Origin of the sequence: Haloferax sp. Atlit-48N (assembly GCF_003383015.2) — an archaeon.
Classification (GTDB): Archaea; Halobacteriota; Halobacteria; order Halobacteriales; family Haloferacaceae; genus Haloferax; species Haloferax volcanii.
The window spans coordinates 310,470-328,828 of record NZ_CP137689.1 but is presented as its reverse complement, the minus strand read 5'-3'; the positions used below and the strand labels follow the sequence as shown (position 1 = coordinate 328,828).

The window sequence follows — 18,359 nt, the reverse complement described above, 5'->3', positions numbered from 1 at the left end:
CTTAAGCGGGACGGTTCGGGTGAGCGGTAACCGCGTGGATTACCACGGCTCGTTTTTCAGTCCCAGCAAGTACGCGCCGACGTTGGTGACGACGTGGAGCACGGGCGTCATCACGAGCACGACCGCGAGCACGGGCAGGGAGAACGTCGCCGCGAACCAGCCGGGCGCGGCGACGAACGCGAGGGCGAGCGCGCCGACGACGAAGTCGAGTTGGTCGAGGCCGGGGAAGGCGGCCCCGCGCTCGCGACCCGAGCGACGCTTGATGAACGACGCGCCGATGTCACCGAGCATCGCGCCGAGCGCGAGTCCGAACCCGGCGGCGAGCGGGAACGTCGGGAGCGAGACGCCGAGCGCGCCCGAGGCCGCGGGCGCGGCGGCGTTGAGGACGACGGCGAGGAGCGTCCCGGCCAGCGTCCCGGCGGCGGTGCCGCGCCACGTCTTGCCGTCCCCGAGGACGCGCCGACCGCCCCACGTTCGGCCGCCGTCGATGGGGCGGCCGCCGCCCGCGAGGACGGCGGCGTTGTTCGGCACGTACGCGGGCAGCATCGCCCAGAAGGCGGTGGCGACGAGAGAGACGACCATACCGACCCGTCGGCGGCGAGGACTGTAAGTTCCGACGGTTCGTCGCCGGGGGAGGCGACGGTGTCGTTCGATTTCGCGTCCGAATCGATGATAACCCTCAATAGCTGACGGTCGCAATCGTTTATTATGATTCCGCCCATCGCGAGCAGGTTCGTCGCGGGAGAGTCCGCGGCGGGAGCGCTCGACCACGCCCGACGGATGAACGACGACGGCGTGGCGGTCATCCTCAACCTCCTCGGGGAGCACTACGCCGAGCGCGCCCCCGCGGACGAGGACGCGGCGGCCTACGTCGACCTCGTCGAGGACATCGCCTCGACCGGCATCGACGCCTGCGTGTCGGTCAAACCCTCGCAAATCGGCCTCGACGCGGGCGACCACGTGTTCGAGGAGAACTACCGGCGCATCGCCGAGGCGGCCGACGAACACGGCGTCTTCCTGTGGTGCGACATGGAGGACCACGAGACGACCGACGTGACCCTCGACGCCTTCGAGGAGCTCGCCCGCGAGTTCGACGGCGGGATGGGACTGTGCGTGCAGGCGAACCTCAAGCGCACGCCCGACGACCTCGAACGCCTCGCCGACGTGCCGGGGAAGATCCGCCTCGTCAAGGGCGCGTACGACGAACCGGCCGCGGTCGCCCACAAGCAGAAATCGGCGGTGAACGAGGCGTACAAGGAACTCCTCGCGTACCTGTTTCGGGAGTACGACGGCGGCATCGCCGTCGGGAGCCACGACCCCGAGATGATTGACTACGCCCGGGACCTCGGCGCGGAGTACGACCGCGACTACGAGGTGCAGATGCTCATGGGCGTGCGCGAGGACGCCCAGCGCGAACTCGCCGCCGACGGCGTCGAGGTGTGGCAGTACGCGCCCTACGGCGACAAGTGGGTCTCCTACTTCTATCGCCGGGTCCGCGAGCGCAAGGAAAACGCGCTGTTCGCGCTCCGCGCCGTCGTCGGCGTCTGAGCGAGCGCCGAAGCGCGAGGCGTGTCTCTCGTCCCACACTAGAAATCCCCTTATGCCCGCGGGTTCACGTACCCGATATCAATGTCCTCGTGGAGACGCGATTTTGCCAGCGGTCTCGTAGTCCTCGTCCCGCTCATCGTCATCCTGTACATCCTCGCCTTCTTTTATAACGGAATCACGTCGATTCCGTACGTTGCGACAGTTCTTTCCACCGACGGGACGGTGACGCCGCTTTCGGAGGCGCTCGGATTTATCATCTCCATCATCATCTTCCTGCTGTTAGTCCTCTCGGTCGGCTACCTGATGCGGACGACGGCCGGCCGCCTGCTCGAATCCGGCCTCGACGCCGCCATGAACAAGGTCCCGCTCGTCCGAATCGTCTACAACGCTTCTAAGCTCGCGGTCGAAACCGCGCTCACCGGCACCGAAGACCTCCAGAAGCCGGTCCGTCTCGAAACGTGGCCGGGCATCCGCATGACCGCGTTCAAGACGGGGAAGACGACCAAAGACGGCCGGGAAGTCGTCTTCATGCCGACCGCACCGAACATCACCACCGGGTTCGTGATGGAAGTCGACCCCGAGGATATCGAAGAAACCGGCGAGAAGGTCGAAGAGGCCCTCACGCGCGTCCTCTCGGCCGGGTTCGCAGAACAGGAAACCGTCGACGAGTTCGACATCGAAGTGACCGAGGAGTCCGGCGACGGGCAGGTCGCCGCCGACGAGTAAGGCTCGCGCGCCGGCCGTCGTCGCTATCGGCTCGCGTCGGGACCGCGGCAAAAAAACTGGTTTTCGCGGGCGTCTCGGGTTACTGCTCGTCGACGTAGGTGAACCACTCTTCGTGGTCGTCGGTGCGGCGCTCCACGAGGTCGAAGAAGGCGGACTGGAGCTCCTCCGTGACCGGGCCGCGGGTGCCCTCACCGATGACGACGTTGTCGACCTTGCGGATGGGAGTCACTTCGGCGGCGCTGCCGGTGAAGAACAGCTCGTCGGCCGTGTTGAGTTCGCCGCGGCTGATGGTCGCGCTGTCGTCGACCTCGTAGCCGCGCTCGCGGGCGAGCGTGATGACGGTGTCGCGGGTGATGCCGTCGAGGATGCTCTGGGAGAGGCCGGGCGTGTAGATTTTCCCGTCGCGGACCATGAAGATGTTCTCGCCGGGACCCTCGGCGACGTTGCCCTCCTTGTTCAGGACGATAGCCTCGACGTAGCCGTTGCGGCGGGCTTCCTCGCCCGCGAGCATGGAGTTCACGTACAGCCCGGTGGTCTTGGCGTTCGTCGGAATCTGGCTGGAGGCGTGCTTGCGCCACGACGAGACCATCACGTCGACGCCGTTTTCGAGCGCGTCCTCGCCGAGGTAGGTGCCCCACGGCCACGCCGCGATGGCGACCTCGGTCGGGTTGTCCTTGGGGCTGACGCCGAGCGAGTCGTAGCCGTAGAAGGCGATGGGGCGGATGTAGCCGCCGTCGAGGTCGTTGCGCCGGATGACTTCCAGCGTCGCCTCGGTGAGTTCCTCGCGCGTGTAGGGAATCTCCATGTCGTAAGGCTTCGCGGACTGATAGAGCCGTTCGAGGTGCTCCTCCCAGCGGAAGATGGCCGGGCCGCGGTCGGTGTCGTAGGCGCGAACCCCCTCGAAGACGCCCGTCCCGTAGTGGAGACCGTGGGTGAGGACGTGCACCGTCGCGTCCTCCCAGTCCTTGTACTCTCCACTCTGCCAGATCGTCGAGACATCCATCTCGTCAAATCCCATGTAGTGGCCTTCGGCGGCCCCCTCTAAAATCATGACGACCCGACTACCACGCCCCCGGCGGTTTTGTCCGCGGGCCGCCATGACGGGGTATGAGCCTCGAATCCGTCGCCGTCACGGGCGGGACCGGGAACCTCGGGCCGACCGTCGTCGCCCACCTCCGCGCGAGCGGCTACACCGTCACGAACCTCTCGCGACACAGCGAGTCGTCGCTCGCGGACCACGACTACCGCGTGAGCGCGCTCGACCCGGGCGACCTCACCGCGGCGCTCAGCGACGCCGACGCGGTCGTCCACCTCGGAACCATCTCGACGCCGACGAACGACCCCGGCCACCGCGTCTTCGAGAGCAACGTCCAATCGACCTACGTCGTCCTCGAAGTCGCCGCCGCGCTCGGCATCGACCGCGTGGTCGTCGCCTCCAGCATGAGCGCCATCGGCGGAAGCTTCGAACCCGACCCCGCTCGAATCGACTTCCTCCCGGTGGACGAGAGCCACCGCGCGACGCCCTCGAACCCCTACGGCCTCGGGAAGTACGTCGCAGAACAGACCGCCGCGGGGTTCGTCCGCCGCGCCGACGCCCCCGAGACGGTCGCCAGCCTCCGATTTCCGTGGATGCCGAGCGAGGAGGAGGCGAGACAAACGTTCGCCGAGGCCGACCGCTCGCTGTCGGGACTTCAGGACGCCGGGCACTTCCACACCGCGCGCAACACGCTGTTTTCGTACCTCGGCAGAGAGGACGCCGCGCGACTCGTCCGCCGGGCGCTCGAAGCAGACTTCGCGGGCCACGAGGTGTTCTGGGCCGCGGCCGCCGACACCTCGACGACCGTCGAATCTGCGACGCTCGCCAGCGAGGTCTACCCCGACGCGGAGACCCGAGAGCCGCTTTCGGGCCACGAAGCGCTCGTCTCGACCGAGAAGGCGAAGCGACTGCTCGGGTGGGAGCCGACGTGGTCGTGGCGCGACGGGCGCGCGTGAGAAGGTGAATCCGGGCGACCCCTCGGTCGCTCAGACGAGTTCGTCGATGAGGCCGTCGCCGTCGACGAAGGCGAAGCCGTGTCGGTCGGCGTAGTCGCGGGCGGCGTCTTTCGGGAGCGCCGCGCCGGTCTCGTCGTCGAGCATCTCGCAGACGACGACCGCGGGCGAGATACCCGCCTCGTCGGCCAAGGCGAGGCCGAGTTCGGTGTGGCCCTGGCGGTCCGAAAGCAGGTTCGGCGCGCCGCGGAGCAGGTGGACGTGGCCGGGCGCGCGGAACTCGCCGCCGAAGTCGTCGGCGTCGTACTCGCCGGCGCGGGCGGCCTCGGCGACGGGCGCGAGCCGCGAGATGGTCATCGCGCGGTCGCGGTCGGTGATGCCCGTGAAGGAGTCGCGGTGGTTCACCGTGAAGGAAAACGACGACCGCGAGTCGTACGCGAGGTCGTGAGACGACGCGGCCGGATGGTCGAGCACGTCGTCCATGAACGGGAGACCGAGGGACTCCGACACGTCGTTCGGAAGGGCGACGCAGACGAGGCCGCCGGCGTCGTTGCGCATCCGGGCCACGTCGGCGGAACCGACCGCGCCCGCGGGGTAGACGAGGTCGGTCTCGCCCTCGCGGTCGTCGAAGTCGTGGACGAGCACCGGCTCGCCGGCGCGGAAGGCGTCGAGGACGCGCGAGACGGCGTCGAAGTCGCCGGTCGACTCGGCGGTTCGGCTCATTCGTACTCCGCCTCCTCGACGCGGACCGTGACCGCGTCGCCGTCGTCGAGGTCGAGTTCGTCGCGGAGCTTGTCGGGCGCGATTATCTCCAGTTGCGACTCGTCGTGGTGGGTCCGCTCGGGGACGATGATGTGGACCGGCTCGTAGGAGTCGCCGCCGACCGCGACGGAGGCGGCGTAGCACGTCGCCGGGCCGAAGGTGCGCTCGTCGTCCTCCCAGCCGTCGATGGGAACCGCGTCGAGGGCGGTCATCCCGGCGCGGGCGCGGACCGCGTCGTCGTCGAGGCGGACGTTCAGCGTGCCGGGGAACGGCTCGTAGCCGAGTCGGTCTTTGAACTGCTTCATGTAGCCCGAAAGCGAGATGTAGTGGCGACCCTCGCCCATCCCGCCGGTGACTTCGCCCTCGAGGACGACCACGGAGGGCGTCTCGAAGATGCGTCGGTAGTCGGCGTACTCCTGTCTGAGCGCGGACTCGCCCGCGTCGGTGATGGTTATCCACTGGCCGTCGGAGACGACCTCGCGGTCGATGAAGTCGGCCTCTTCGAGGCGTTGAAGCCGGCGAGAGGCCGTCTGGTTCGACACGTCGAGTCGATTCGCGACGCCGGAACAGGAGAGCTTGACCGGGCCGGAGCGCCCGCCGTCGAGCGCGACGAGCTTGAGCGTGGCCAACTCGTCGTACCCGACCGCCGCGGCGACTGCCGATTCTGACATACTCCCGGCTTCGAACGCGCGCCCCATAAGCGTATCGTAAGTGGAATGCATTCCAAAAATGAGACAAGTAGCGGGGAGAGAACCGGCGGGGTGGAACCGCCGTAGATACGCGACAGTTCCAATCGGGAACGGGTAAGTCCGTCGGTCAGTCTACCGCGGTGAGAAGGAATGGGTCCGGCGAAGCGCGGCCGCACCGCGTGATTCGACGAGTGGGCGTCAGCCGTTGGAATCGGTGGGGCGCGGCTCACGGCCGGGGTGGCGGTCCGCGGCCGGGGGCGATGGACCGGGACCGAATCGGGGCACGTCGGGCCGAGTTGGGGCGACGTCGAACGGGTCCGAGGCGCGTGGAACGGTGGGGTACGACACGGGGCGCTGTGGGGAAGCGAGGGAGTGATACCGCGGGTGCGGTTCCGCGCGTCCGAATCCGTGAATTCGTCCGAATCCGTCGGGTCGACGACCGAACGGCGTCCTCAGAGCGACGACGCCCGCCGCTCGGAGCTGACCTGTGAGATACCCGCGTTCGCCGAGCAACTGGGACACGCGTAGACGTTGCCGTCCTCGTCACCGAAGACGCGGACGAAGTTGTTCGACACGAACGCATCGCAGTGGTTGCATTGACTCATGGGTGGGTGGTGAGAGCGGCGGGTCGCCGCCCCGTGGTTTGAACGTCGTCCCCGGGCGATATACCACTACTACCTTACTAGTAAGGTATCCGCGCGGGTTGCGCTAAGACCCCCCCGAAAACCGAGGGGAACGAACGTCCCCGGTCGGCGCGGGGCGCGGTCGCCCGGACGGTTCGGAAAGGCCTTTAGCCGCCTATCGAGAATCCGCGTACATGTTCAGACAGTTCCGTGAGGAGGTCGAGACGGCGCTCTCTGCGGCGCTTTCGTCGCTCGACCTGCCCACCGACGACCTCGGGGTCGAGGAGCCGCCGGAGGACGTACCCGCGACGCTCGCCTCCAGCGTCGCCTTCCGACTCGCCGGGGTCGTCGGCGCGCCGCCGCCGAAAATCGCCGCCGACATCGCCGAGGAACTCTCCGTCGAGGGCTACGACTACCTCGCCGCGGTCGACACGCAGGGGCCGTACGTCAACTTCCACGTCTCCGACGCCTACTACGACGACACCCTCGAATCCGCAGCGACCGACGAGGCGTACGGTCGCCTGCCCGCGACCGGCGACAGCGTCGTCGTCGAGCACACGAGCGCGAACCCGACCGGACCGGTCCACGTCGGCCGCACCCGCAACCCGGTCATCGGCGACGCCGTCGCCAACCTGCTCGACTTCGCCGGCAACGACGTCGACCGCCACTACTACGTGAACGACGCCGGCCGCCAGATGGCCGTCTTCACGTGGGCCTACGAGACGTTCGACGAGGACGACCTCGAAAGTGAACCCGCCCGCGAGCGCGTCGAGTACGACCTCGTCCGCTACTACCGCAAGGGCAACGCCTTCCTCGAAGAGGCCGACCCCGAGGAGGTCGAACGGGCCGAAGCCGAAATCACCGAAATCCTCCAGGGCATCGAGGAGGGCGACGAGGAGACGTACGCCCGCGTCGAGACCGTGGTCGACCAGGTGCTCGGCGGCATGCGCGAGTGCCTCGAACGCCTCCCCGCGGAGTTCGACGAGTTCGTCAAGGAGACGCGGTTCATGTTCGACGGGAGCACCCGCGACCTCGCGGAGCGCCTCAAGGAGACCGACCACGCCGTCTACGAGGAGGACGCGTGGCAGCTCGAACTCGACGACTACGGCTTCGAGAAGAACCTCGTGTTCCTCCGGTCGGACGACACCTCGCTGTACACGACGCGCGACCTCGCCCACCACGAGTGGAAGTTCGACAACTACGACCGCGCCGTGACCGTCCTCGGCGAGGACCACAAGCTCCAGTCCGGCCAGCTCCGCGCCGCGCTCGACATCCTCGGCAACGACGTGGACAAACTGGAGAACGTCATCTACTCGTGGGTCAACCTCCCCGGCGGCGAGACGATGTCCACCCGCAAGGGGACGGGCGTCATGCTCGACGACCTCCTCGACGAGGCCATCGACCGCGCCCGCGACGAGGTCGAGACCCGCCTCGAAGGCCGCACCCGCGACGACGACCTCGACGAGGCCGACATCGACCGCATCGCCCGGCAGGTCGGCATCGGCGCGGTCCGCTACGACATCGTTTCCAAACAGCCCACGAAGACCATCACCTTCGAGTGGGACCAGGCGCTCAACTTCGAGGCCCAGTCCGCGCCGTACATCCAGTACGTCCACGCGCGCTGTTGCGGCATCGCAGACGAGGCGGCCGCCGCCGGTCTCGACGCGAGCGAGGCCGACCCCGCCGTGCTGACGACCGACGCCGAGCGCGACCTGCTGGCGACCATCGCGCGGTTCCCCGCGGTCGTCGAAACCGCGGCCGACGACCTCGAACCCCACACCGTGGCGACGTTCGCCCGCGAACTCGCAGAGGTGTTCAACACCTTCTACCGCGAGTGTCCCGTGCTCGACGCCGACGAGGAGGTCGGCGCGGCCCGACTCGCGCTCGTCGAAGCCTCGCGGAACGCGGTGGCGAACGCGCTCGCTATCGTGGGCGTGGAAGCGCCCGAGTCGATGTGACCGCGGGCGAATCGGGTGTCTCGGTGACGGCGTTTTTCGAGCGGTTCAGAAGAAAAACGGGAGCGCGACGGCCCCGGAGATGAGCGACCCGCCGACCGAGAAGACGACGGCGGCTCCGCTGCCGAGCGCGAGAACGAGAAACAGGACTATCCACCAGAAGGGAACGGACTCGGATTCTGCCATAGAGGGCATTCCGCAGACGCGAGTAAAAGACCTTCCCGTTTAGCCGAGGAAGCGACTGAGGAACCCCTTTTTCTTCTCGTCGCGCTCGTCGTCGTCGAACGACTCGACCTCCTCGACGAGCGAGGTGGTGTAGACGCCCTCCTCGTCGTCGTCTTCGGGTGAGTCGTCGGCGTCCGGGTCGGCCTCAGTCGCGTCCGATTCGGCCTCGGACGCATCCGGTTCGGCCTCCGCGACGAGCGGTTCGTCCGCGCCGGGCGCGTCCGCCCCCTCGACCGACGCCGAGGACGCCGAGCGCGACTCGTCTGCGACCGCGCCTTCCGCGAGCGGGTCCGCGTCCGCCGAGTCGGTGTCGGCGTCGACGTCCGACACGACTTCGTCGTCGGCCACGGCGACCGTCTCCTCGTCAGCAGCCGGCGTCCCGCGGGTGACCGCGTCGAGGTCAGCCGCCAGCGGGTCGGTGTCGGACTCCTCGTCGCCGACCGGGTCGGAGTCCGCGAGTACCGGGTCGTCCGACGCGTCGGCGGCCAACGGGTCGGCCGGCGCGTCGTCGCCGGGGTCGACCGCGGAGTCCACGGCGGGGTCTGCGGCGGACTCGGACGCGTCCGCGCCATCGGCAGGGTCGGGTTCCGCGGGGTCGTCCGGCTCCTCGACGGTGCTGGCGGAAAACGGAATCGACGCCGCGAGGTCGTCGTCGGTGTCCGAATCGACTGCTGGCTCCGGTTCGGCTTCGACGTTCGGTTCGGCCTCCGATTCGAGTTCGGGGTCCGCCGTGGCCCGGCCTTCGTCCGCGACTGCGGCGGCGTCGGGGTCGGCCACGGAGTCCGAACCCGAATCGAGGTCCGGGGTCGCCGCCGGACCGGCTCCGTCGTCGACCCCGCCACCGCTGTCCTCGACGAAGTCCGAGTCGGGGGCAGGTTCGGGGTCGGGCTCCGGGTCGGCGGCGTCCGCCGGTTCGTCCGTCTCGTCCGTCTCGTCCGCCTCGTCCGTCTCGTCCGCCTCGTCCGTCTCGTCCGCCTCGTCCGTCGCGTCCGCTTCGTCCGCCTCGTCGTCCAGACCCGGAACCGGGACCGGCGTTCCGGTGAGCGCCTCGGCGAGCGCGCGATACCCCGCGGTTGCGATGCTGTCGGGCGAGTGAACGACGACCGGGTCCCGCGTGCTGAGCGCTTCGCGGATGGCCGGGGACTCGGGGACGACAGCGATGACGCCGGTATCGAGGAGCGAAGCGACCACGTCGGCGTTCGGCTTCGACTGGTCGACGCGCGTGAGGACGACGCCGACCACGTCGGCACCGATGCGGTCTGCGAGCTGTCGGGTCTTTTCCGTGTCACCGAGCGCCTCGCGCTCCGTCGTGGAGACCAGGATGACCTCGTCGGCGAGCTTCAGCGGGACGAACGTGTCGTCGCTCAGCCCCGCACCGGTGTCGATGATGACGATGTCGTAGCTCGCTTCGAGCGTCGAGATGACCGGTTCGAGCTCCTTGGCGTTCGCCGTCGCGAACGCTTCGAGCGCGTTCGAGCCGGGGAGCACCGAGAGTCCCGCCGGTCCGTCGTAGACGGCGGTCTCGACCGCCGCCTCGCCCGTCAACACGTCGTGGAGCGTCGCCCCGTCGGGGTCGACGCCGAGCGCGCCGGCGAGGTTCGGCATCCCGAGGTCACCGTCGACGACGACGACGTCGTGACCGGCCATCGCGAGCGTCGTCCCGAGGTTGGCCGTGCTCGTCGTCTTTCCAACCCCGCCTTTCGCGCTGGCAACTGCGTACACCCGGGCCATAATTCCAACGTCGAAGTCCACCCGTGACAGCAACATAAATGTTCTCCGACCGCGCTCGTCTCTGCACGTCGGTTCGGACGGCCGCTCGTGCGTCGAGATACCGCGGCACGTGCCCAGTCAAAGGTTACTTAGCCGCTGGAGGGACTAGGTGGAGTGATGAGTAGCGACGCCGAGGAGGCGAGCGAGGACCGCCGAAAGTACGAATTCAAGAAGGTCATCGAGGACCTGCGAGAGTACGAAGGGTCGGGAACGCAGCTCGTCACCATCTACATCCCCGAAGACAAGCAGATTTCCGACGTGGTCGAACACGTCATCACGGAGCACAGCGAAGCGTCTAACATCAAATCGAAGCAGACGCGAACGAACGTCCAAGACGCCCTGACGAGCATCAAGGACCGACTCCGGTACTACGGGAACTTCCCGCCGGACAACGGCATCGTGATGTTCTCCGGCGCGGTCGACGCCGGCGGCGGCCAGACGACGATGGTCACCAAGGTACTCGAAAGCCCGCCGGAGCCGATTCAGTCGTTCCGGTACCACTGCGACTCGAACTTCCTCACCGGGCCGCTCGAAGACATGCTCATGGACAAGGGCCTGTTCGGCCTCATCGTCCTCGACCGCCGCGAGGCCAACGTCGGCTGGCTCAAGGGCAAGCGCGTCGAGCCGGTCAAGAGCGCCTCGTCGCTCGTCCCCGGCAAGCAGCGAAAGGGTGGTCAGTCCGCCCAGCGTTTCGCCCGCCTCCGCCTCGAAGCCATCGACAACTTCTATCAGGAGGTCGCCGGCATGGCCAACGACCTGTTCGTCCCCAAGCGCCACGACATGGACGGCATCCTCGTGGGCGGCCCCTCGCCGACGAAAGACGAGTTCCTCGACGGCGACTACCTCCACCACGAACTGCAGGACCTCGTCGTCGGGAAGTTCGACGTGGCCTACACCGACGAGTCCGGCCTCTACGACCTCGTCGACGCCGGGCAGGACGCGCTGGCCGACCAAGAGGTCATCAAGGACAAAAAGCAGATGGAGGAGTTCTTCGAGAAGCTCCACCGCGGCAACGAGTCCACCTACGGGTTCGAGGCGACCCGCAAGAACCTCGTGATGGGGTCGGTCGACCGCCTCCTCATCTCCGAGGACCTCCGAAAGGACATCGCCGTCTACGACTGTGGCGGCCAAGAGGAGTACGAGCTCGTCGACCACCGTCACGACACGCCCACCCACGAGTGCGACGACGGCTCGGAGGCCGAACTGAAAGACCGCGAGGACGTCATCGAGTGGCTCATGGACCTCGCGGACCAGCGCGGCACCGAGACGAAGTTCATCAGCACCGACTTCGAGAAAGGCGAACAGCTCTACGACGCGTTCGGTGGCATCGCCGGCATCCTCCGGTACTCCACCGGCGTCTAAGCGACCTCCTCCTCGGCGTCTTCACGCCACGCGTTCGACGGCACGGAGCGACGGCACTCAGAGAAACGCGTCCAACTGGCGCTGCCGGCGAGCGACGTCGAAGTGGGGGGCCGTCGCCGTCTGCTGGAGCCGGTCGAGCGTGAGGTGCACGTCGGTCCCGGATCGCTCGGCGAACTCGACGCAGTCGACGATACCGGCGCGGTTGAGCGCGAGCGAGTCGAGCATACCGACGAGGAGCGCGACCGCCGCGCCCGCGTCGCCGTCGGGAAGCGCGCCCGCGAGCGGCCGCGACGCACCGTCGCTCGGCGGTGCCTCGGTCGAGTGCAGTCGGAGACAGTCGGCGCACAACCCGACGGTCAGCGCCGCCTCGGGCGCGTGTGATTCGAGCGGTTCCGGCACCGCGAAGACGGCGAGGTCGCCGTCGCAGTCGGGACAAGACATGAGACGCTCTACGCGCCGATAGGATGAAAAACGGTCGGAGACCCGACCGAGAGAGGAGTCGAGAGAAGACAGGCGGCCCCGTCAGTCTGCGGTCGCCGCTTCCGCGTCTGCGTCCGCGTCGGCTTCGGCCGCCGCCTTCTCCGCGGCGCGTTCTTCCTTTTCTTCTTCTTCCTTCTTCGCCTTGATTTTCTTCAGGCGGAAAATCTCCTCGCGCTCCTGTTCTTCGAGCTTCTGCTCGATGTACTCCTGGTTCTCGTACAGCTCCGGGAGCAGTTTGAATTCGAGCGCGTTGACGCGGCGCTTCGTCGTCTCGATCTCTTCGAGCATCTTCTTCATCGCCGTCTCGACCTCCGCCGCGAGGATGATGGATTCGAGGAGTTCCTCGTAGGCGTCCGCGGCCTCGTCGATGCGGGCCGAGGAGCCGAGGAGTCCGTAGCCGCGCTGGTCGAGGCTCTTTTTCACGCGCGAGGACTCGATCTGCGGGACGACGACACCCATGATGTTCTTCGACTGCGTCGTGATTTCGGGGTACTCCTTCAGCGCGGAGGCCGCGCCGCGGACCGCCACGTCGCCCTCCATGGCGCGGGCCATGTTGATCTTGTTCTGCGCGCGCTCGTAGTCCTGATTGAGGTTGGCCCGCACGTCCTGGGCCTGGTCGAGGATGTCCATGAACTCCATGATGAGCCCGTCACGCTTCTGTTCGAGCGTGTCGTGGCCCCGCTCGGAGAGTTCGATGCGATCTTCGATCGCCATCAAGTTCTTGCGGGTCGGCTTGACGTCTTCGGCCATCGTTGCCGGGGGTTGTTCGCCTGGGGTGTTAATCTTTTACTGTCTGGCCGGCCGGACCGGGCGAAATCGGGCGTGCTTGGAAGTGTCACGTCCGCAGGTCGAGACCGCGATTCAGTCCGCAGGTCGCCACGGGTGCTGAAGTCGGCGCACCGGAGGCGGTAGCCGTTGAGCGACCGTCAAAAAACCGGAGCCGCCCGACTAGTATGGGTCGCTGTCGAAAAATCGGGAGATGAGTTTGCGCTCCGCGGCGTGCAGGTGCTGGTGGAACGTCGCCCGCGAGACGCCCATCGTCTCCGCGAGTTCCTCGCCGGTGACGGCGTGGGGCCACTCGAAGTAGCCGCCGAGGTAGGCGAGTTGGAGGGCCGACTGCTGTCGGTCGGTGAAGTCGTCGGTGACGCTCGCGACGAACTCGCGGCGCGCCTCCGGCGGTTCCGACCGGTTCGTGACGGAGCGGAGTTCGGCGTTCGCCGCGACCGTCTGCAAGTCGTCGAGGAGCGCCCGGCCCGCCACGCGGTCGGAAATGATGACCGTGAGCCGACAGCCGAGGCGGTCTACTTCGAGGTCGACGAGCCGCCCACCCGCGTCGGCGACGAGGTGAAGGAGCGACCCGTCGTCGAAGGTGAGCTCGTAGAGTTCCGCGTCGTCGCCGCGGGGGAGAACGTCGACGCTTCGAAGGCCGTCGAGGTCGGTGTCGGCTTCCTCGAACTCGGTCGCGGGGTGCGTCGAGACGAACAGACTCACGGTCCCGTCGTCGTGTTGGGCCGAACCGCGATACGAGAGTTCGCAGTCGCCCGCGACGGCGAGTCGGACCAACGGCTGGCTCTCGTCGCGCACGTCGAGTTCGAGTTCGAGCCGCTCGTCGGACAGCAGTGACCGCCGGCTCTCGAAGGCGTCGATGGCCGCGCCGACGGCCCGCCCGAGTGTCCCGAACACCACTCGGACCTGGTCGTCGAGTTCCGCGACATCGGTGTAGACCGTCAGGACGCCGTAGAGCGTCCCGCTGTGGACCAACGGGACCGCGATGACGGAGTCGAACGGGACGAGCGTCTCGGCGTGGACGCTGCCGTCGCCGACGGCCGCCGACTGGACGGCCCGCGTCTCCGCGGCGCGAGCGGTGGGGTCGTCGGGATTCGACCGGCTGATTTCGAGGCCGTCGAGGAACTCCGTGTCCGTTCCGGCCCGCTCGTTTGGAACGATGACCGCCGGCGAGAGGTCGCAGTGGCCGACCCACGCGCAGTCGAACGACCCCGCGGCGGTGACGCGGTCGCAGACGGCCGCTTCGAGTTCCTGTCTGCTCTCGGCGCGGACGAGCGCGCTCGTCACGTCCGCCAACAGCCCCTCGATGTGCTCGACGAGCGTCTGGAGGCGCGCGCGCTCCTCGTCGACTCTGGCGGCGTAGCGCTCGGCGGCCGCCTCCGCGCGCACGCGCTCGGTGATGTCCGTCTGGAAGCCGACGTAGTGCGTCACCTCGCCGTCCGGCCCGCTCAGCGGCGCGACGTCGACCCGATTCCAGAACGTCTCGCCGTTCGCGCGGTAGTTCAGCAGTTCGACCGACGCCGACTCCTCGGCCTCGATGGCGCGGCGGAGTGCGGCGACTCGCTCGGGGTCAGTGTTCGGCCCCTGAAGATACCGGCAGTTCCGCCCCAACGCCGCGTCGGCCGAGTAGCCGGTCATCGTCTCGAACGCCTCGTTGACGTAGACGAGCGGTCGGTCGGGCAGCGAGCAGTCCGCGACGGTGATGCCGACCGGAGCCTCGTCTATCGCCTGTTCTTTCAGGTCCTCCGTAATCTTGCTCGCGGCCGCCGCGCCGCGGCGACGCCACGCGACGGCGCTTTCGACCCGTTCTGGAAGCCGTTCGAAGAGGTTCGAGTCGACGACCGGGACCACGTCGGCCGCGCCCGCGTCGCGGGCGGTCGCCGCCGAGAGGTCGCCGTCGGGCGGGACGACGACGACCAGCGGGACCGCGAGCGCACCGTGGACCGCGTTCACGTGGGCGAGGCGGTCGGTTCCGAGCACGACGCAGTCGACCGATTCGGCCTCGGCGCGCCGGCCGGCCGCGTCGACCGAGGGGGCGACCGACACCGAAAGCGGCGAGAGCACGTCCACGAGTCGCTCCCGGTCGACGGCGGGACCGACGACCGCGAGGACGCGGGTGGGAGACGAGGTGGCGTCCATGCGGAGTCGTCGTGGCCGAGACGTAAGGAAGTTCTCGCGGGCGACGCGCGGCCGCGCGGCTCGGGAGGCGAGTGGCGCGAATAGAAGAGGAGAATCGAACCGAGGGACGAACGCGGCGTTCGCCGCGGTCTAGGCTTCCGCTTCGACCGACTCGGCGTCGTCTTCGTAGTAGTCCTCGATGAGCTCTTCGTCGATACGGTTGAGCTCGGACTTCGGAAGCGTCGACAGGAGGTCCCAGCCGATGTCGAGGGTGTCCTCGATGGACCGGTCCGTGTCGAAGCCCTGATTGACGAACTCGGCTTCGAAGCGCTCTGCGAAGTCGAGGTACTTGTTGTCGCGCTCCGACAGCGCCTCGCGACCGACGATGTTCACGAGGTCGCGCAGGTCTTCACCCTCCGCGTACGCCGCGTACATCTGGTCGGACACGTCGGCGTGGTCCTCGCGGGTGAGGCCCTCGCCGATACCGTCGTCCATGAGACGCGACAGGGACGGAAGCGGGTTGATCGGCGGGCGGATGCCCTGCGAGTTGAGGTCGCGGTCGATGTAGATCTGCCCTTCCGTGATGTAGCCGGTCAGGTCGGGAATCGGGTGCGTGTCGTCGTCACCCGGCATGGTGAGGATGGGAATCTGCGTGACAGACCCCTCGCGGCCCTCGATGCGACCCGCACGCTCGTAGAGTTGTGCGAGGTCGGTGTACATGTAACCCGGGTAGCCACGGCGACCGGGGACCTCTTCGCGAGCCGCGCCGATCTCGCGGAGCGCCTCGCAGTAGTTGGTCATGTCGGTCAGGATGACGAGGACGTGGTAGTCCTTGTCGAACGCGAGGTACTCGGCGGTCGTCAGCGCGAGTCGCGGCGTGACCGTCCGCTCGACCGCGGGGTCGTCCGCGAGGTTCGTGAAGACGACGGAGCGCTCGAGTGCGCCCGTGCGCTCGAAGTCCTCCATGAACTCGTTGGCCTCTTCCTGCGTGATACCCATCGCGCCGAAGACCACTGCGAACTCCGAGTCTTCGCCGCTGTCTTCGTCCTCGGGCACCGTCGCCTGACGGGCGATCTGGAGCGCGAGGTCGTTGTGGGGAAGCCCCGACGCGGAGAAGATGGGGAGCTTCTGGCCGCGGACGAGGGTGTTCATGCCGTCGATGGCGGAGACGCCGGTCTGGATGAACTCCTCGGGGTACTCGCGGGAGTAGGGGTTGATTGCCGCGCCGACGATGTCCCGACGCTCGTCGGGGACGATCTCGGGGCCGCCGTCGATGGGCTGGCCGGACCCGTCGAGCACGCGCCCGAGGAGGTCCTCGGTCACGGGCATCTTGAGGGTCTCGCCGAGGAACTTGACGGACGCGTTCCTGTCGATACCGGTCGTGCCTTCGAACACCTGAATCGCGACGAGGCCCTCGGAGGATTCGAGGACCTGTCCGCGCTTGGTCTCGCCTTGGGGCGTCTCGATTTCGACGATTTCGTCGTAACCGATCGGCTCGTCGACCTCGGCGAACACCAGCGGGCCGCTGATTTCGGTGATGGTCTGGTATTCCTTCATGGTCTCAGTACAGCTCGCGGAGCTGCTCGGTGATCTCTGCTTTGAGGTCCTCGATGTACGCCTCCCAGTCTTCCTGCACACCGATGCGGTTCAGCCGGGGAGCCGCCTCGATGGCCTGAATCTCTTCGACGGGGACGCCGGCTTCGAGCGCCTTGAACGCCTCGTCGTTGAACGTGTGGATGGCGGTGAGGATTCCGTACGTCTTCTCGGGGGAGCAGTACGTGTCCGTCGGGTGGAACGCGTTCTGCTGGAGGTACGCCTCGCGGAGGTAGCGAGCGATTTCGAGGGTCAGCTGCTGGTCCTCCGGGAGAGCGTCCTTACCGACGAGCTGAACGATTTCCTGCAGTTCGTTCTCCTCGTCGAGCACGTCGACGGCCCACTGGCGCTCTTCTGCCCAGTCGTCCTCGACGTTCTCGACGAACCACGGGTCGAGCTGCTCTTGGTAGAGCGAGTACGACTCGTTCCAGTTGATGGCCGGGAAGTGACGGCGCTCTGCGAGGTCCGCGTCGAGCGCCCAGAACGTCTTGACGATACGCAGGGTGTTCTGCGTGACCGGCTCGGAGAAGTCGCCGCCCGGCGGCGAAACCGCGCCGATGACGGAGACGGAGCCTTCCTCGCCGTTGACGGTCGTGAAGTAGCCGGCGCGCTCGTAGAACTCGGAGAGGCGCGCGGCGAGGTACGCGGGGTACCCCTCTTCGCCGGGCATCTCTTCGAGGCGCGACGAAATCTCGCGCATGGCCTCTGCCCACCGAGAGGTGGAGTCGGCCATGAGCGCAACGTCGTATCCCATGTCGCGGTAGTACTCCGCGATGGTGATGCCGGTGTAGATACAGGACTCGCGGGCCGCCACGGGCATGTTGGACGTGTTCGCGATGAGGCACGTCCGAGCCATGAGCGGGTTACCCGTCTTCGGGTCGTCGAGTTCCGGGAAGTCCTCGATAACCTCGGTCATCTCGTTACCGCGCTCGCCGCAGCCGACGTAGACGACGATGTCCGCGTCGGCCCACTTGGCGAGCTGGTGCTGCGTGACCGTCTTCCCGGAGCCGAACGGCCCCGGAATCGCGGCCGTTCCACCCTTCGCGATGGGGAACAGGCCGTCGAGGATGCGCTGCCCCGAGACGAGCGGTTCGCGCGGGGTCTTCTTCTCCGCGGCGGGGCGAGCCTGACGCACCGGCCACTCCTGGTGCATCGTAATCTCCTCGCCGTTGTCGAGTTCGACGACCGTCTCGGTGACGGAGAACTCGCCTTCCTCGACGGCGACGACCTCGCCGCCCTCGAAGTCCGGCGGGACCATGACCTTGTGCTCGATGGTCACGGTCTCGGGGACCGTCCCGACGACGTCGCCGGGGGCGACCTCGTCGCCCTCGGAGACGGTGGGTTCGAACTCCCACTTCTCGTCGAGGTCGATACCCGGCGCGTCGACACCGCGGTCGAGGAACGCCGAGTCCATCTTCGACTCCAGCACGTCCAGCGGACGCTGGACGCCGTCGTAGATGGCGTCCATCATCCCCGGACCGAGGTCGACGGTCAGCGGTTCGCCCGTACTCTCGACGGGTTCGCCGGGACCGACGCCGGAGGTCTCTTCGTACACCTGAATAGTCGTGAGGTCGCCCTCGATTTCGATGACCTCGCCCATCAGCCCTTCGTCGCCGACGTAGACGACGTCGTTCATGCGGGCGTCGAGGCCACGGGCGGTCACGACCGGACCACTCACGCTTGCGATGACACCGTCCTCGCGGACGGAATCTTGTGTTGCCTGACTCATGTTT

At 67.5% G+C, this 18,359-nt stretch carries 17 protein-coding genes; 5 read left to right on the top strand and 12 right to left on the bottom strand.

What is annotated here, in order from left to right; all coding sequences use genetic code 11:
• Positions 1-39: 39 nt before the first annotated feature.
• Positions 40-582, bottom strand: coding sequence for a CDP-2,3-bis-(O-geranylgeranyl)-sn-glycerol synthase (locus tag DEQ67_RS01845; protein ID WP_004044591.1), 543 nt, complete (start codon positions 580-582; stop codon positions 40-42).
• A 126-nt stretch (positions 583-708) separates the two neighbouring features.
• Here DEQ67_RS01845 and DEQ67_RS01840 point away from each other — a divergent pair, with 126 nt between their 5' ends.
• Positions 709-1,548: a proline dehydrogenase family protein gene (locus tag DEQ67_RS01840; protein ID WP_004065353.1), complete on the top strand. Its 840-nt coding sequence runs from the start codon at positions 709-711 to the stop codon at positions 1,546-1,548.
• Between the two features lie 81 nt (positions 1,549-1,629).
• The gene (locus DEQ67_RS01835) at positions 1,630-2,274 is read left to right on the top strand and encodes a DUF502 domain-containing protein (protein ID WP_008605695.1); all 645 of its coding nucleotides are present in this window, start codon (positions 1,630-1,632) and stop codon (positions 2,272-2,274) included.
• A 79-nt stretch (positions 2,275-2,353) separates the two neighbouring features.
• Here DEQ67_RS01835 and DEQ67_RS01830 read toward each other — a convergent pair whose 3' ends face one another.
• Positions 2,354-3,292: a branched-chain amino acid transaminase gene (locus tag DEQ67_RS01830; RefSeq protein ID WP_004044594.1), complete on the bottom strand. Its 939-nt coding sequence runs from the start codon at positions 3,290-3,292 to the stop codon at positions 2,354-2,356.
• An 89-nt stretch (positions 3,293-3,381) separates the two neighbouring features.
• Between DEQ67_RS01830 and DEQ67_RS01825 the strand changes: the two genes are divergently transcribed.
• The gene (locus DEQ67_RS01825; protein ID WP_115891399.1) at positions 3,382-4,266 is read left to right on the top strand and encodes an NAD-dependent epimerase/dehydratase family protein; all 885 of its coding nucleotides are present in this window, start codon (positions 3,382-3,384) and stop codon (positions 4,264-4,266) included.
• Between the two features lie 30 nt (positions 4,267-4,296).
• Here DEQ67_RS01825 and ribB read toward each other — a convergent pair whose 3' ends face one another.
• The 3 genes from ribB to DEQ67_RS01810 form a co-directional block, all read right to left on the bottom strand.
• Positions 4,297-4,986, bottom strand: coding sequence for a 3,4-dihydroxy-2-butanone-4-phosphate synthase (gene ribB / locus DEQ67_RS01820; RefSeq protein WP_004044596.1), 690 nt, complete (start codon positions 4,984-4,986; stop codon positions 4,297-4,299).
• Positions 4,983-5,723, bottom strand: a complete 741-nt coding sequence (locus DEQ67_RS01815) for a DUF120 domain-containing protein (RefSeq protein WP_004065371.1) — start codon at positions 5,721-5,723, stop codon at positions 4,983-4,985. Before DEQ67_RS01815 ends, ribB begins: the two co-directional genes overlap by 4 nt.
• A gap of 443 nt (positions 5,724-6,166) precedes the next feature.
• Complete coding sequence (locus DEQ67_RS01810) at positions 6,167-6,319, bottom strand: DUF7563 family protein (RefSeq protein WP_008577007.1); 153 nt, start codon at positions 6,317-6,319, stop codon at positions 6,167-6,169.
• A 212-nt stretch (positions 6,320-6,531) separates the two neighbouring features.
• Here DEQ67_RS01810 and argS point away from each other — a divergent pair, with 212 nt between their 5' ends.
• On the top strand, positions 6,532-8,295 hold the full coding sequence (argS, locus tag DEQ67_RS01805; RefSeq protein ID WP_115860560.1) for an arginine--tRNA ligase: 1,764 nt from the start codon (positions 6,532-6,534) through the stop codon (positions 8,293-8,295).
• A 45-nt stretch (positions 8,296-8,340) separates the two neighbouring features.
• Here the strand turns inward: argS and DEQ67_RS01800 are convergent, their stop codons facing one another.
• Positions 8,341-8,478 carry a hypothetical protein gene (locus tag DEQ67_RS01800; protein ID WP_004065378.1) on the bottom strand — a complete coding sequence of 46 codons (138 nt, stop codon included), beginning with the start codon at positions 8,476-8,478 and terminating at the stop codon, positions 8,341-8,343.
• 39 nt (positions 8,479-8,517) lie between these two features.
• Positions 8,518-10,248: a cell division ATPase MinD gene (gene minD / locus DEQ67_RS01795; RefSeq protein ID WP_115891400.1), complete on the bottom strand. Its 1,731-nt coding sequence runs from the start codon at positions 10,246-10,248 to the stop codon at positions 8,518-8,520.
• A 156-nt stretch (positions 10,249-10,404) separates the two neighbouring features.
• On the opposite strand from minD, the gene prf1 reads away from it, so the two are divergent.
• On the top strand, positions 10,405-11,649 hold the full coding sequence (prf1, locus tag DEQ67_RS01790) for a peptide chain release factor aRF-1 (protein WP_004044602.1): 1,245 nt from the start codon (positions 10,405-10,407) through the stop codon (positions 11,647-11,649).
• Between the two features lie 57 nt (positions 11,650-11,706).
• On the opposite strand, the gene DEQ67_RS01785 is transcribed toward prf1, so the two are convergent.
• The 5 genes from DEQ67_RS01785 to DEQ67_RS01765 all read right to left on the bottom strand — a co-directional run bounded on the left by DEQ67_RS01785 (position 11,707) and on the right by DEQ67_RS01765 (position 18,355).
• Positions 11,707-12,090 (bottom strand): DUF6276 family protein, encoded by a 384-nt coding sequence (locus tag DEQ67_RS01785; protein ID WP_004044603.1) that lies wholly within the window; start codon positions 12,088-12,090, stop codon positions 11,707-11,709.
• A gap of 81 nt (positions 12,091-12,171) precedes the next feature.
• Positions 12,172-12,879: a V-type ATP synthase subunit D gene (locus DEQ67_RS01780; RefSeq protein WP_004044604.1), complete on the bottom strand. Its 708-nt coding sequence runs from the start codon at positions 12,877-12,879 to the stop codon at positions 12,172-12,174.
• Positions 12,880-13,077: 198 nt separating this feature from the next.
• Positions 13,078-15,054 (bottom strand): bacterio-opsin activator domain-containing protein, encoded by a 1,977-nt coding sequence (locus DEQ67_RS01775; RefSeq protein WP_004065380.1) that lies wholly within the window; start codon positions 15,052-15,054, stop codon positions 13,078-13,080.
• A 129-nt stretch (positions 15,055-15,183) separates the two neighbouring features.
• Positions 15,184-16,590: an ATP synthase subunit B gene (locus tag DEQ67_RS01770; RefSeq protein ID WP_004065381.1), complete on the bottom strand. Its 1,407-nt coding sequence runs from the start codon at positions 16,588-16,590 to the stop codon at positions 15,184-15,186.
• Positions 16,591-16,594: 4 nt separating this feature from the next.
• On the bottom strand, positions 16,595-18,355 hold the full coding sequence (locus tag DEQ67_RS01765) for an ATP synthase subunit A (RefSeq protein ID WP_004065382.1): 1,761 nt from the start codon (positions 18,353-18,355) through the stop codon (positions 16,595-16,597).
• Positions 18,356-18,359 lie beyond the last annotated feature (4 nt).